Origin of the sequence: Eubacterium sp. AB3007 (assembly GCF_000688015.1) — a bacterium.
Classification (GTDB): Bacteria; Bacillota; Clostridia; order Peptostreptococcales; family Anaerovoracaceae; genus Aminicella.
In genome coordinates this window covers 150,562-164,184 of sequence record NZ_JIAD01000001.1, presented here as the reverse complement: position 1 = coordinate 164,184, position 13,623 = coordinate 150,562, and the positions used below count along the sequence as shown (strand labels likewise).

The 13,623-nt window shown below is 54.7% G+C and carries 12 protein-coding genes; 3 read left to right on the top strand and 9 right to left on the bottom strand.

The window, feature by feature from the left end:
* Window positions 1–85: 85 nt before the first annotated feature.
* Window positions 86–1,399, bottom strand: a complete 1,314-nt coding sequence (locus P156_RS0100745) for an aspartate kinase (protein WP_027868512.1) — start codon at window positions 1,397–1,399, stop codon at window positions 86–88.
* An 85-nt stretch (window positions 1,400–1,484) separates the two neighbouring features.
* Here P156_RS0100745 and thrC point away from each other — a divergent pair, with 85 nt between their 5' ends.
* Window positions 1,485–2,939, top strand: a complete 1,455-nt coding sequence (thrC, locus tag P156_RS0100740; protein WP_027868511.1) for a threonine synthase — start codon at window positions 1,485–1,487, stop codon at window positions 2,937–2,939.
* A 15-nt stretch (window positions 2,940–2,954) separates the two neighbouring features.
* Window positions 2,955–3,782: an MBL fold metallo-hydrolase gene (locus P156_RS0100735; RefSeq protein ID WP_027868510.1), complete on the top strand. Its 828-nt coding sequence runs from the start codon at window positions 2,955–2,957 to the stop codon at window positions 3,780–3,782.
* A 44-nt stretch (window positions 3,783–3,826) separates the two neighbouring features.
* Here the strand turns inward: P156_RS0100735 and P156_RS0100730 are convergent, their stop codons facing one another.
* Genes P156_RS0100730 through P156_RS11015 form a run of 3 tightly spaced genes read right to left on the bottom strand, consistent with a single transcriptional unit; the run spans window position 3,827 to window position 5,963 of the window.
* On the bottom strand, window positions 3,827–4,807 hold the full coding sequence (locus P156_RS0100730; protein WP_027868509.1) for a lysine exporter LysO family protein: 981 nt from the start codon (window positions 4,805–4,807) through the stop codon (window positions 3,827–3,829).
* A gap of 15 nt (window positions 4,808–4,822) precedes the next feature.
* On the bottom strand, window positions 4,823–5,620 hold the full coding sequence (locus P156_RS0100725) for a carbon-nitrogen hydrolase family protein (protein ID WP_027868508.1): 798 nt from the start codon (window positions 5,618–5,620) through the stop codon (window positions 4,823–4,825).
* A gap of 49 nt (window positions 5,621–5,669) precedes the next feature.
* Complete coding sequence (locus tag P156_RS11015) at window positions 5,670–5,963, bottom strand: LysM peptidoglycan-binding domain-containing protein (RefSeq protein WP_034801982.1); 294 nt, start codon at window positions 5,961–5,963, stop codon at window positions 5,670–5,672.
* 240 nt (window positions 5,964–6,203) lie between these two features.
* Here P156_RS11015 and P156_RS0100710 point away from each other — a divergent pair, with 240 nt between their 5' ends.
* Window positions 6,204–7,241: a YafY family protein gene (locus P156_RS0100710; protein ID WP_027868507.1), complete on the top strand. Its 1,038-nt coding sequence runs from the start codon at window positions 6,204–6,206 to the stop codon at window positions 7,239–7,241.
* A gap of 72 nt (window positions 7,242–7,313) precedes the next feature.
* On the opposite strand, the gene P156_RS0100705 is transcribed toward P156_RS0100710, so the two are convergent.
* The 5 genes from P156_RS0100705 to P156_RS0100685 form a co-directional block, all read right to left on the bottom strand.
* Entirely contained in the window at window positions 7,314–11,711 is a 4,398-nt protein-coding gene (locus P156_RS0100705) for a hypothetical protein (RefSeq protein ID WP_027868506.1), read from the bottom strand.
* Window positions 11,712–11,948: 237 nt separating this feature from the next.
* Window positions 11,949–12,260, bottom strand: a complete 312-nt coding sequence (locus P156_RS0100700; RefSeq protein ID WP_027868505.1) for a hypothetical protein — start codon at window positions 12,258–12,260, stop codon at window positions 11,949–11,951.
* 9 nt (window positions 12,261–12,269) lie between these two features.
* Window positions 12,270–12,599: a multidrug efflux SMR transporter gene (locus tag P156_RS0100695; RefSeq protein WP_027868504.1), complete on the bottom strand. Its 330-nt coding sequence runs from the start codon at window positions 12,597–12,599 to the stop codon at window positions 12,270–12,272.
* 18 nt (window positions 12,600–12,617) lie between these two features.
* The gene (locus P156_RS0100690) at window positions 12,618–12,929 is read right to left on the bottom strand and encodes a multidrug efflux SMR transporter (RefSeq protein WP_027868503.1); all 312 of its coding nucleotides are present in this window, start codon (window positions 12,927–12,929) and stop codon (window positions 12,618–12,620) included.
* 1 nt (window position 12,930) lies between these two features.
* Entirely contained in the window at window positions 12,931–13,566 is a 636-nt protein-coding gene (locus P156_RS0100685) for a DUF4125 family protein (RefSeq protein ID WP_027868502.1), read from the bottom strand.
* Window positions 13,567–13,623: the final 57 nt, after the last annotated feature.

The following is a 13,623-nucleotide window of genomic DNA, read 5'->3' as shown; positions in this document are numbered from 1 at the left end:
TATATAGCGAAACGAGACCGACGGCAAAGGCCGCAGTCCCGCATAGCTGAAGTCTTTTGGTTCGTTGACAGGCGATGATCGCCAGTTATCTGGCGAAACGATCGTACAGCACACGGATCGCCTTTTCAAAATCCTCATCGTGCACGCCGACGATGATGCTGATCTCGTCTGAACTCTGCTGGATCGTTCTGATGTTGATGTTGTTCTCGCCCAATGCACCGAAGAACATGCTGGAAATGCCGACCTTGTAGGCCATCCCCCGGCCCACGATCGCGATGAGGCTGATGCCCTCGGTCACCTTGATATCCAGGAAGTCCATCTCCTTCTTGATGGCACTGATGAGTTCGTATTTCTGTCCGTTCAGCGACTCTGTTCGGATCACCAGGGAGAAACTGTCCGTACCACTGGGAATCTGTTCCACGGAAAGCTGGAAATCCTCGCAGATCTCCAGCACTTTCCGCAGGGTACTGGTGCTCTTGCTCATGTTGGTGCCGTAGACGTTGATGATGGAGTAGTTCCTGAGGCCGGTCACACCGGTGACGTACCTTGGATTGTCCTCTCTGGGGAACTCCTCCATGATCATGGTGCCCGCTTCCTCCGGCTGGTTGACATTGCGGATGTTCAGGGGGATGTTCTTCCTCCTGACCGGAAACACAGTATCCTCATGGAGCACGGAGGCGCCCATATAGGATAGTTCCCGCAGCTCTGCATAGGTCACGGTGGCCATGGTCTGGGGGTTCTCCACGATCCGTGGATCCGCCATCAGGATGCCGGTGACATCCGTCCAGTTCTCATACAGATCCGCATCCAGAGAAGCTGCTGCGATGGCGCCAGTGACGTCCGATCCTCCTCTGGAGAAGGTGCGGATGTTCCCGCCCGGCAGCGCTCCGTAGAACCCCGGGAGCACGATGTGGTCATGCTTCTGGAACTCTGCCTTGAACAAAGCCTCCGTCTCCTTGCGGTCCACCTTTCCGTTCTGTCCGAATCGAATCACGTCCTTTGCGTCCACAAAGGTATAGCCCAGGTAGTCCGCCATGAGTTTGGCGTTCAGGTACTCTCCCCTGGACACCAGATAGTCCACGGACATCCCCTTCCGCATATGGGAACGGATCTCGGTGAACTCCGCCTCCAGATCCACAGAAAGGCTGCAGTTCTCCTTGATCTCCTGATAACGATCCTGGATCATCTGGAAGATGTCCTCATAGGAAGCGTTGTACTTCAGATGCGCGTTACACAGGTACAGGAGATCTGTGATCTTGTTGTCGTTGTCATGGCGTTTTCCGGGGGCAGAGACCACCACCACGCGGCGGTCCTCATCTGCCTCGACGATATTCTTTACTTTAAGGAACTGTCCGCTGTCAGCCAGGGACGAGCCTCCGAATTTTAACACTTTCAGCATATATGAACTCCTAAAAAGCCTTGTAAAACTAACAGGAATAATGTATCATATCTTTAAAGCAAATTCAACATAAAAGGACAAGAAAATGATTAATTATTTAAGTACGAGAAACAAAAACACAACCGCTACCCCCACTATGGCCATCCTGAACGGCCTGGCACCGGATGGCGGTCTGTATGTACCTTCTGACCTTTCTGCACTGAAGATCGACTACCGCGATGTGATCAACATGGACTACCGGGGCATGGCCCGCGTCATCTTCGGCCGTTTCTTCCCGGATTTCGGTGAAGAGGAGATCGCCCGCATCGTAGAGGCGAGCTACGCAGACAAGTTCACTGCCGAGGAGATCACCCCTTTGGTGCCCGTCGGCGACAGATATGTACTGGAGCTGTTCCACGGTCCCACCTGCGCTTTCAAGGACGTGGCACTGTCTGCCCTGCCGAACTTTATGGTATCGGCTGCCAGACTGAACGATTTCAATGATGAGATCCTGATCCTCACCGCCACCAGCGGTGACACCGGCAGCGCCGCTCTTCACGGGTTCTCCGATGTGCCGGGCACACGGATCATCGTCTTCTACCCGGAGCACGGCATCTCCGACAGCCAGCGCCTGCAGATGACCACCCAGCAGGGGAAGAACACCTGCGCCTGCGCGGTGCGTGGAAATTTCGATGATGCACAGAACGGGGTCAAGCGGATATTTACGGAAATCCCCAGGCCCGCAGAGGGTGTCTCCCTCTCCAGCGCCAATTCAATCAACATCGGCCGTCTGGTACCGCAGGTGGTCTACTATTTCGCCGCCTATGCAGCATTGGTGAAGGCCGGCCGCATTCAGGCAGGTGATCCGGTGGACTACACCGTGCCCACCGGCAACTTTGGCGACATCATGGCGGGCTTCTTCGCCAGGGAGATGGGTCTTCCCGTGGGCAGGCTTGTCTGTGCTTCCAACAAGAACGATGTACTCACCGAATTCCTGACCACCGGCCACTATAACCGGGTACGGGAATTCCACAAGACCACCTCCCCTTCCATGGACATCCTGATCTCCAGCAATCTGGAGCGCCTGCTATACTTTGTGTGCGGGCCAGAACAGACCGCATCGTACATGAAGGCTTTGTCCGAGACGGGAGAATACACCATTACAGAAGAAGAACTGGCGAAGATCCAGTCTCTCTTCACCGGCATCTGTGCCTCTGAGGAAGAGGGGGCCTCCGCCATCGGCGAGGTATTCCGGGAGCACGGGTATCTGCTGGATACCCACACCTCCATCGCCTGGGCGGCCGCAGAGAAGTACCAGGGAGATTCTCCCAACGTGATCCTGTCCACGGCTTCGCCCTACAAGTTCAGCCGTGCGGTCATGACCGCCATCGGCATGGAACCAGCGGAGAGCGACCAGGAGAACATGCAGAAGCTGGAAGCAGGTACCGGCATAGCCGCCCCCGCTCCGCTGAAGGCCATCTTCCAACTGGAGGTCCGTCACAAGGATGTAATTGAGAAAGACGAGATGATGCAATACGTGAAAGACAGAAGTGTACGATAAGGAAAGGAGTCTACGATGATCCGCGTTCGCTTCCTGACGGAAAACAAGACCGAGGACCCCCGCTGTGACGCGGAGTTCGGTCTTTCCATGAAAATCACCACCGATGAGATGACCATCCTGTTCGATACAGGCTATTCGGACATGCTCATCCACAATGCCGCTCGTCTGCACGAGTCCCTGGAAGATGTGGACTGCTGTGTGTTGAGCCACAGTCACGATGACCACACCAACGGAGTCCCCTATTTTCTGAAAGCGAATGACCACGCCAAGGTCTACCTGCACCGGGAGGCCCTGGTGGATTCCTTCGATGATATCCACGGAGAACCATCGGAGGAACAGATCGGTCTCCAGTGGGATCCCGCAAACTACCCGGGACGCGTCGTCCTGACCGAGGAGCCGGTCTGGCTCTCGGAGAATGCGGTGGTCTCCGGCACCATCCCTGATGCGCCGGACTACGTGGCCACGGAGTACTTCCTGGTCAAGGGACCAGATGGCAAGTATATCCACGATCCACTGAACCACGAACAGTTCCTGGCCATCCGCGGGAAGGATGGGATCTACCTGTTCTCCGGCTGCAGCCACAAGGGCATCGCCGCCGCCATCGACTACGTGAAGGTGCTGTTCCCCGGGGAGCCTCTGGTCGGCGTGGTGGCCGGCATGCACCTGTTCTCCGCTACCGCCCAGGCCAGGCAGGAGGTCATCGACAAGCTGGCAGGCGAGAACCTGAAGGTGATCGTTCCCATGCACTGTACCGGCATCGAAGCCCTGGTCCTCATGAAAACCCGCTTTGCCGACAAATGTCTGCTGGCCAGCGCAGGAAAGAAATTCCTTTTAGAAGAATAACACAGAGGGGCTGTTCATGACAGCCCCTCTGTTGCTTTTCGGTCTCACACAAACAACGGTACCAGCACCGGCACCATGAAAGACAGCACCGTCCCCGAGATGAAGGAATACACGGCGGTGTTCCCGCTGGTGGCCCGCACCACGATGGGCAGACACACGTCCATGGCCGATGCTCCTGGAAGCGTCACACACTCCACGTATCCGATCTTCCGGGCGACCACCGGGATCAGGATGATCGCAAACATCTCCCGCATCACGTTGTGCATGAAGGAGATGGCACCAGCGGTCATCATCCCGGCATCCATCAGGATGGCGGCTCCAAGAGAATACCAGCCCAACCCGGCACCGATCCCCAGACTCTCCCGGGTACTCAGGGGCAGCACCAGCCCCACCAGAAACGCTCCCAGCAGAGTCCCGATGATCCCTGCCGCTGGAATGGCCAGCACCCGGACGCCCACCTTACGGAAGTTATCGATGATAGCCCCCTCCAGTCCCAGATCCAGCCCCACAAAGGTCAGCAGCACACAAAGCAGTCCCCGGATGGTCATGGCCGCGCCCTCTGTAAACGCCTCTTCGTTCCGAAAGATCTGCCGACACACCAAAAAACCCGCCGCGATCCCCGCAACCACCATGCAGAGGATATAGACGGTCATGCGGTCGATGCCCTTGGGCGGGGCCTCTTCTTCCTGCGGCTCTCCGGCCGCGATCTCCACCTCGGACAAAGCTTTGTTTCCCATAAGTCCGTACCGATCGATGCCCATCACCCGCCTCGTCATGGACACACAGGCGACGGACAAAACCATGATCGCCACCGTATAAAGCAATGCATACAGCCCGTAGGACCCCAGGTTTCCGATGACCTCCTCGTTGTATCCGATCCGAAGTCCCATGGTGAACACCAGCGCCAGCACTGCGATGGTTTGTACCGTACCTACCCAGCCCAGTTGATCGCGCTTGCTGCGAAGCGGCACAGCCACCACATATCCTGCCACACAAAGCCCTATATACAGAATGATCTCAAACATGCTACCTCCCCAAAACTAGTAAACATCTCCCCTTCTATTGTCCAGTGACGGCATCTTCTGCCGCACCTCCTCGATCACATCGCTGTCGATCTCAGCGTAGATGATCTCTTCTGTCTCGCCAGCCTCGGCCAGCACCCTCCCCCAGGGGTCGAGGATCATGGAATGCCCATACGCTCTGTACCTGAGTTTCTGTCCGCACTGGTTCGCTCCCACCACATAGCAGGTATTTTCGATGGCCCGCGCCCGCAGCAGAACCTCCCAGTGGTCTTTCCCGGTGTCATAGGTGAAATCCGATGGGACGAACAGGGCCTCCGCCCCCTCCATCGCCATCCTTCTATACATCTCTGGAAACCGAAGATCGTAGCAGATACTCATGCCCAGTTTCCCCAGAGCGGACTTTGCCGTGATGATCTCCTCACCGGCTTCTGTGAACCGGCTCTCATCCACATGGATGCCTCCCACTCCCTCCACCTTGAACATGTGAAGTTTGCGATACCTGCTCAGGATCTCGCCTTCCGGTCCCACCAGAAGCAATGTGTTCCAAGGATTCCCTTCCGGCTGGGCCTCGCCCACACCGCAGAGGATGTGGATCCTCAGATCCTTTGCCAGGCTGCATAAGATCCCAGACACGTCCCCCGGGATCGGCTCTGCCTGCTCCCGCATGCCCCTTCCCATATAATCAGCGCGTTCCGGGAACACGACCAGCGAAGCACCGTGCCCCGCTGCCTCTCTCGCAAACGTCTCGATCTTTCGCAGGTTCGCTTCTCTATCGGAACCAGTATCCATCTGTACTGCCGCAACCTGATACCTCATGCTCCACCTCCTCTCTTCGTTACAGTATAACACATCAACGCACAAAACTCTACTGCAGCGGCAGCAGAAGGGTCTGCCCTGCCTGAAGTTCCTCTGCTCGTACGTGGTTGACCTGGCAAATGTCGTACACGCGCTTCCGGACATCCTCGCCGGGATAATACGCTTCTGCAATGGCCCAGATCGTGTCTCCGGATTGCACCTCCACTTTACGGAAATCATCTGCCTGGCTGCTGTGAACGGTGAGCGCCCCCAGCATCCCGGCCACCGAAAGGGATCCCACCAGGATCACCACTACTACAAAGGTTATAAATCTTGTCTTCGATACGATTCTGAGATTCTTCATACGTCTTACCGCCTTTCTATTTCCTTCCCCCGCCTCGCAAAGCGAACGCTTCTTCCACCTCGCTTTGCGAACGCTTCTTCCGCCTCGCTTTGCGAACGGTCGTATTCCTTCGGCCTGTTTGTGAATTTATCGTACCAAATCCCTTATGCGAATAATCGCTAATATTTGCGATTATTCGACAGGGATGCTATACTATATGCAGAAAAAGGATACGCGTACGCGAAGAAAAGGGGAAAATCCATGGGAAGAAACACGATACCTTCGAAGATCCGCTTGTTAGAGATCTTCAAGCTGCTTCAGACGGTAGAGAAGAAGGATGCTCTCACCCAGGCAGAGATTCACGCTGTTCTGGAAGAGAAGTACCACGCCTCCGTCTCTCTGAATTCCATTACCGATGACGTACGGGCACTGGAAGAGATGGGACTGGCGAAGACAACGGGGAAAAAGAAGATCGCTCGAGACACCGGACGAGGCGCCTACGGGCGATTTGACAATAACAATCTGGAAGCGTGGGAGTTGCTGATTCTGACCAATGCGATATCACAGATCCCATGGATCCCGCGGCCCCGGGTCTACAAACTCCGGAATAAATTACTGGAAATGACCAGCGAGTCCACCCGCGCCCTGGTACGGAAGAACCTCACCCTCCTGCCTCCTGATGTATATGAGCGAGACATCTTCTTCATCCGAAATCTGAATGACCTGCTCCAGGCCATTGGAAACCGTAAGAAGATTTCCTTCCACTACAGTCGCCTTGGGAAACGACGCACTACCCACGGGATCCGTTGGGAGAAAGATACCAAAGACGCCCGTATCGTCAGCCCGTATAAGGTCTACATCAACGACGGGAAATTCTATATGGTCGGGTTCAACGAACAAGCGCAGGAACTTCGCGCCTATCGGGTCGACCGCATTGGAAAAGTCATGGATACCGGTGAGCCAGCGACCACCCCGGACTACACCGGACAGGAAGATCTGTATTCCAGGCTGGACGCCTTTGTGGCCAACAACACTGACAACTTCCTGGGGAAAGATCGCACCGCCATCACCATTCGCTGGGAACCCGCTGTCCCTGTCAGCGTGCTTTACGATGTGATGGGCACTGAGAACGTCTTCCTCCTCTCCGAAGAAGACAATACCTTTTCCATCCGCACCTACGACACTACCGGCCTGATGAACAACCTGCTACGGCTTGGTAGCAACATCGAGATCCTGGAGCCGGCCGGCATTCGCAGCCGTTACCTGGAGATCATCGACGCCATCCGCGCCAAATACTGATGTGTCCGACGTCAAAAAAAAGACGGGCGCTGCCCGCAGCATGTAGAATGCTTTGTGCAACGCCCATTCCGATTACTTGATCTTGATGACCTTGGAGACAGACCACTTACCGTACACGTTCTTGCCATTCACTTTGGTGATGGTGCAAACGCGGAACTGGTACTTGCCCTTCTTCAGTTTCTTGCTCTTGACTTTCTTCTTGCTGACGCTACTTTTCAGGACCTTCCACTTGTTGGTACCCGCCACAGTGTACTGCACCTGGTAGGTCTTGACTCCTGCGGTCTTCTTCCAGGAGAGTTTGACCTTTTTCTTACCCTTCTTCTTGGCCTTGAATCCCTTGACGGTCTTGGCCTTGGCGGCTTCCACCTTCGGGTCCTTCTTGGCCTTCGGGGTATCCTTGACCTTCGAATTGTCCTTGACCGTCGGCTTTGTGTTCTGCTTGGCGACTACTTCCTTGGCTGCCTTGATCGCAGCTGCCGCGCCGCCCGCACCGAGCGCTGCATCGACCTTCGCCTTGTCAGCATCGGACAGATTGTTGTACAAAGCCTCAGCCACCGCGATCGTCTCTGCCGTCGGTGCGTTACCCAGTGCCCTGATGGCATCAAGGGCTACGTCAGCCGGTGCATCCGATGTAACAGTTCCGGAGTCCGCCCTGAACTGGAAAGTTCTGGTGGCGATATTGCCGGCTTTGTCCTCCACCACGACCTTCAGCACCAGATCGGTATCCGTATCCGTGGTGAATCTGACCTCTTCCTCATCGCTCTCATAGATCAGAGATTCCTTCTCTCCCTTCACCTTGTAGACCGAGACCTTCGCAAGGCCGGTCCCACCTTCGTTGTCTTCGACGCGGAAGCTGAATTCATTCTCCTCCACGCTCATATCCCCGATGGTCGGACTGACGATGTCATCCACGATCCCCGCCGCACTGGCGTAGATCGAAGTGGCCAGCATAGGCAGAAGCTTCTGATAGTGCGAGCGGTAGTCCATCTGCTGACCGAACGCGACCGCACTGACCGGTCTCTCAAAATCTTCGCCATCGAGGGTCGTGCTGAAGATGGTGACCTTGTCACCGAACACGTCCTTCTCCCCATTGGTCGCCTGGAAGCCTCCGATGAATGCGTCCTTGCCGTCCTTCAGACTCCGGAACAGGACCTTGGATCCTTCCGGCAGATCCGTGTAGGCGAATCCGCGTGCATAGTACGTGGTCGTATCCGCATAGTTCTTGGTGAAGATCGAATCGTCCACATTATAGGTGCCGTTGATGGCCACATCCTGGAATGTGTTGGTCGAAGTCGGCGCCTTCACACCGAGCTTGCCCAGACCGGCGGCATTGCGGATGAACACCACCCCTGCCTGACCACCCTTGATGGCATCGACCCAGGAATCCTGGAACCCGCTGGCGTTCACGTTGTTGGCGATGATCACGTTGGCTCCCTCTCTGAGCGAAGCGCCGCCGTTGTAGTCCTTCAGGCTGCCAAAGCCCAGGTATTCATCCAACAGATACCACAGCGGGCCTCCCGTCTGTGAGGTTCTTTCTGTGTTGAGCTGAATGATCGGCTCTACCAATGCTGTCGTTTCGGCCGGCAGATCCTCGATGTACTTGCCCTCCAGCTGGATCCCGCGCTGGCCGATCACCTCGTCATTCTTGATCTTCTTGACCTTACTCAGATCCTTGGCGCGGATGACGTAATCAGACGCATTGCCTACACCATCCACATCCTTTCTGAGCATCCAGACATCCAGCCCCTTGCCGAGCAGGTAGTTGACCGCACGGACAGCATCTGTGCTCTGGCTCTTGAAGGTGACATACTCATCAATAGAGCCTTTGATGTCCGCTTTCTTCTTGATGCTGTCGGTCTGGGCCTTCGTCTTCCCGTCGAACAGGCCCTTTCCGTAGATCTGGATACTGTCGAAGCCCCTGACATCCGGCAGATTGCAGTAGATATCCGCGTACATGTCGGCGAAACCGGTGGCATCATAGCCCTTGCTCATGACCTCAAAGATCACATTCCTGTCCGCCTGGTACATACTCAGCACATAGGAACCCTTGGGGATGGTCTCTCCATCGTACTTCACATCCTCCGTGGTGACCTCCACCTTGATCCCCCAGTCAAGCATCTGGTTGATGGCCTTGATCCCTTCCGCAAAATTGTACTGCATCTTGCCCTTGGGGATCACGATGTAGTCCGGGAAGAAGGACTTGCCCTCCGGCCTTGCTCTTCCGACAACTACGTCTTCCTTCTTATAGATCGGATCGCCCCAGCGGTCTGTCCCGATCTGGATCATGTTTCCATTGACATCCAGCACTGGCTTCTTGTCGATGAAGTACTTGTCCGCTTCCATGGAGTCAACATTCTCGATCCCTCTCTTCTTGGTCTCCAGTTTGGACAGGATCGCGTTCTTCTTCATGCTCTTGTCGATGATGTCGCCCTCATGGCTGTCTCTCATCTTTCCATTCACGTCCTCCAGCGGTCCGTTCAGGCGATTACCAGCGTAGAAGTCTGTCTTCCCGTGGAGCACCTCATTGATCTGCGCATAGTCAATCACCAGCCCCGCGTCGAAGGAATCGCTGTTGGCATGCGGGAACTCGATGGTGTACCCAAAGCACCCCAGAAGCGCTGCGAACATCGGCGAATAGATGGTACCACCATCGTCCCAGTCACCGGCATCATAGTGATCCCACGGTACCAGGAAGTTGTCATATCCGGTGTTGGCCGTCACGGCCTTGCCGGCTGCATACGTCAGGTTCCTCAGGTTGTTGGCGAGCAGGTCGTAGTCATACGCCGGATCATGCGGCGCGGTACACGGTTCGAGCAGCATTTCCCTCACGTATCCATGCCACTCGTTCAAGATCAGCGGATCCCACTTCATGATGTCTCGTATCAGCGCGATAGTCTCGGGCATCGTAGAGAACACCGCATCCCGGTTCAGGTCGAAGGCATACCGGTTGGTCCTCCTCATGCCTGCCTGCCCGTCAGGATTGGTGGTGATGTTGTTGACCATGATGAAACTGTCCAACGCCTCGCGGGTATCGAACATCTGCTTGGCCCTGGCCGAGGTGTCCTTGAATCTTCCCTCGTAGCCACCCTTGACCACATGCCCGTCGGTGGACTCCTCATAGCCCTCCGCCGGGTCTCTGTAACGGAAGTTCATGTCATCGTCGTTCCATGTGTAGTAGTCGATCTTCTTTCCGGCTTTCCCTCCGTCAATCAGGTCTTTGACAAATTGGATGGTGTGATCGATGCCGGAGATCTCATCGGCATGAACGTTGGTCTGATAGAAGACATTGATCATATCGATGTCTTTTCCCGGCATATTCTTGTACTTGTTGATCAGTTTCTCCGGATTATCGTTCATGGTGGGCTTGGTCTCGTTCAGATACGTATCCACCTTATCCTCATCCAGAGCGACCACGATGTTCCAGATCGGATTATATCTGGAGTAGTTATTAAAGTCTTTGTTCTCCGGCAGCTCGTTGTCAGTCAGGCCATAGCCGAGGATAGAGACCTCCACATAGACGGAATCGTTTCTCTCCCCTTTGACAAAACCGCCATTCTTGTTCATGGCCACATAGCCGCTGGCCATCAGGCCGATCTCCTTATCAGCAAACGCCGACTTCGGAATCTCTGTCCCATTCAGTGCCTTTACCAGGCTCTGGGCAAACTCGTTCTTCTGAATCCAGGAATTGCCCCCATCATACTGTTGGATATCCATATCCACAGACGCCAGTGTACTGTCGCCCGCTACCGCGGTCATCGCATAGGTCCCCAGTCCCTTGTGGGTCGGGGTGGTCTGCCACCACCAACGGTTGTCTGCCGATTGTCCATCGCTGAAGGCGTACAGCTGACGGTTGGCATTGTATCCCTCATAAGGGATGTTAGTGTCTCCATACTCCAGAGACGAACTCCCGTAGGTATACTTGCCCTCCCACGGGCAGGCAGTTTCCATTACCATTGTAACGGTGTAGGATCCATTTGGATTCTGTTTGATGGACTTGTCCTTTGTGATCAGATATGGCACATCCGAGTCCTTCTCTTTGCGAAGCGCGTTCGCCTTTCCTCTTGCGCCCTTCGGGTTCGCCCACTGCTCCAGGTCATAGCCTCCATACTGGAGTTTCACGCTATCCAGGAACAAATCCGGATCTTCCCCTACCTGCGCTTCCGTCACTGTGAATTCAAAGGTAAACGCACGCTCATCGTTCAGGTTGATTCCTCTCTTGGTGGTATACCACTTGTCCGGGTCTTCCCCGTTTTCGGATACCCCCTTGTAAACAGACTGTCTGTAGATCTTCTGAATATCTGCGTGGTTCAGGACTTCCACGCTCTTGATGTTCAGATTCCCGTCTGCCTGGGGGGCATCACCCCCTGCCGCGAGTACCGATGATGCTCCGCCGTAGAATGTGAACGCCATGATGAATGTCATCAACAACGCGACAACACGTCTTTTTCGATAGTTCATTCTCTTTCTCATTAGGTCCTCCTAACGAATCTCTCTCGTTGGTTGCGATCTCATTAATCTTTGTCCAGCAGCATCACCTCTCTTCTAAACAACAAAAAAACTTTCAGCAAAAACAGAAATCCCACTCCCCCTCGTCGTGACTGTCAGTCCTGAAAGTACACCCTTTTGGTCATTATACAACTATACCAGGTGTTTGACAATATAAATTTTCAGATATATTATACTTTTCGTTTATTTTCTTTTTGTAGCCTACAGCTCCAGGAAAACCTCTACCAGTGTCGTCCCGTCATTCTCCACGCGGTATGCCATTTCCTCGTACTCCTCTCCGTACATCAGACACCTACAGTCATATGCATTCAGTGCCCGTTTATATCCGTGAAGTAACATCCTCTCTTCCATCAATATCACACTGGCCGCGCATTGCTCCGCGGCGACCACTGCCTCTGGCCAATAGTCCGCCTCTCTTCCAACGATGGCTACATTCCGGGATTCTTTCGGAATACTCTCAATCACCTTCCGGAATCTCTGTATGACGGCCTGATCCAATACCCTGGTCTCCATATACTCCTCCTATTCCTCCACGTTGGTGCCGCACAGATCCATGATCAGGATCCCCACGGTGATCAGCGCGATCCCCACCGCATTGCCAATGGTCAGCGGCTGATGGAACAGCACCACCGACAGGATGGTCAGAACGGCGATCCCCACTCCAGACCATACCGCATAGGCCACGCTCAGGTTCAGCTTCAACAGCGCCCGGGCAAAACAGGCAAAACAGATCAGATACATCACCAGCGTCAGCACTGACGCCCAAAGCACCGTAAACCCTTCCGAATATTTCAACAGCACATCCGCCATCAGTTCGAACATAATGGCGATGGCCAACATCAGTTTTGGCATGTCCACCTCCTCAGATTCCTATAGATTCACCACCAAACACCCCACCAGTACGAAAGCCATGCCGATCTTGCCGGGACGCGACAATCTCTGATGGAAGTAATAGCGGGAGATCAGCGCCGTCGCCGTGATCCCTACCCCGGACCAGATAGCGTAGGCCACCCCGATATTCAGGTAGATGATCACCCTGGAGAAAGTGATGTACGAGGCATAGTAAAGAAGGATCGCCCAAGCCGATCGAAACGGCCGGGTGAATCCTTCCGTGGTATTCAGCATCGACGTGGCGCAGATCTCGAAAGTGATGGACAAAGCAAGCAAGAGATACGTCACCATACTACAAAGTCTTCCCGCGGCAGCTCTGCATGGTCTGGGCCTTTGTCAACACCTCTGCCTTCTCCAGAGAATCCTGTCCAAAGAATCCAATCAACCCCTGATAGATCTTCTGCACGTAGTCAGGGTCCAGTTTCACATCCCGAAGCATCATCTGCAGCGTCGGCACTTCCATGATCCTGAGTTCGCTTTCCATATAGACGGCCGGAGACACCTCACCGCCAAAAGCCTGCCCCGCCGAAGCCAGGGACGGGTACTTGGCCGCAAACTTTTCGTTGGATGCTTTCATGAGCGGCATGATCTCCGCCACCAGCTTCTCTGCCGCAGGGTCTATCGGAGCTGGTGCCACGCCCTTGGACGCAGCTTCGATGAACGCGTACTTCTCCTCCATCAGGTTCCTGCCCGTGTGGGATGCCACCGACAAATCGCTCTTATAGAGCGCCAGAGTGTCCGAATTCATGGCATCGTGCTGGCTGTACCGTACCCGATAGAAGTCCTCAAATTCCTCCTCGCCGGGGGCCTTCCCGGTCTTCTGTTTCCAAAGGATCATCATGTTCCACTCCCAGTCGATGATCTCATAGATGATCGCATCCCGCAGGGTGTCCTGCCGAATGAAAGTTCTGCTGTTTTCCATACCCATAGCGATAACCTCCCATATCAGTATCTATGAATAATTATACCACATCCTTGGCTGGTT

Bases quoted from the DNA above. Each gene is read 5' to 3' on its own strand.
- P156_RS0100745 (WP_027868512.1), bottom strand. From the start codon at position 1,399: ATGCTGAAAGTGTTAAAATTCGGAGGCTCGTCCCTGGCTGACAGCGGA.
- thrC (WP_027868511.1), top strand. From the start codon at position 1,485: ATGATTAATTATTTAAGTACGAGAAACAAAAACACAACCGCTACCCCC.
- P156_RS0100735 (WP_027868510.1), top strand. From the start codon at position 2,955: ATGATCCGCGTTCGCTTCCTGACGGAAAACAAGACCGAGGACCCCCGC.
- P156_RS0100730 (WP_027868509.1), bottom strand. From the start codon at position 4,807: ATGTTTGAGATCATTCTGTATATAGGGCTTTGTGTGGCAGGATATGTG.
- P156_RS0100725 (WP_027868508.1), bottom strand. From the start codon at position 5,620: ATGAGGTATCAGGTTGCGGCAGTACAGATGGATACTGGTTCCGATAGA.
- P156_RS11015 (WP_034801982.1), bottom strand. From the start codon at position 5,963: ATGAAGAATCTCAGAATCGTATCGAAGACAAGATTTATAACCTTTGTA.
- P156_RS0100710 (WP_027868507.1), top strand. From the start codon at position 6,204: ATGGGAAGAAACACGATACCTTCGAAGATCCGCTTGTTAGAGATCTTC.
- P156_RS0100705 (WP_027868506.1), bottom strand. From the start codon at position 11,711: ATGAGAAAGAGAATGAACTATCGAAAAAGACGTGTTGTCGCGTTGTTG.
- P156_RS0100700 (WP_027868505.1), bottom strand. From the start codon at position 12,260: ATGGAGACCAGGGTATTGGATCAGGCCGTCATACAGAGATTCCGGAAG.
- P156_RS0100695 (WP_027868504.1), bottom strand. From the start codon at position 12,599: ATGCCAAAACTGATGTTGGCCATCGCCATTATGTTCGAACTGATGGCG.
- P156_RS0100690 (WP_027868503.1), bottom strand. From the start codon at position 12,929: ATGGTGACGTATCTCTTGCTTGCTTTGTCCATCACTTTCGAGATCTGC.
- P156_RS0100685 (WP_027868502.1), bottom strand. From the start codon at position 13,566: ATGGGTATGGAAAACAGCAGAACTTTCATTCGGCAGGACACCCTGCGG.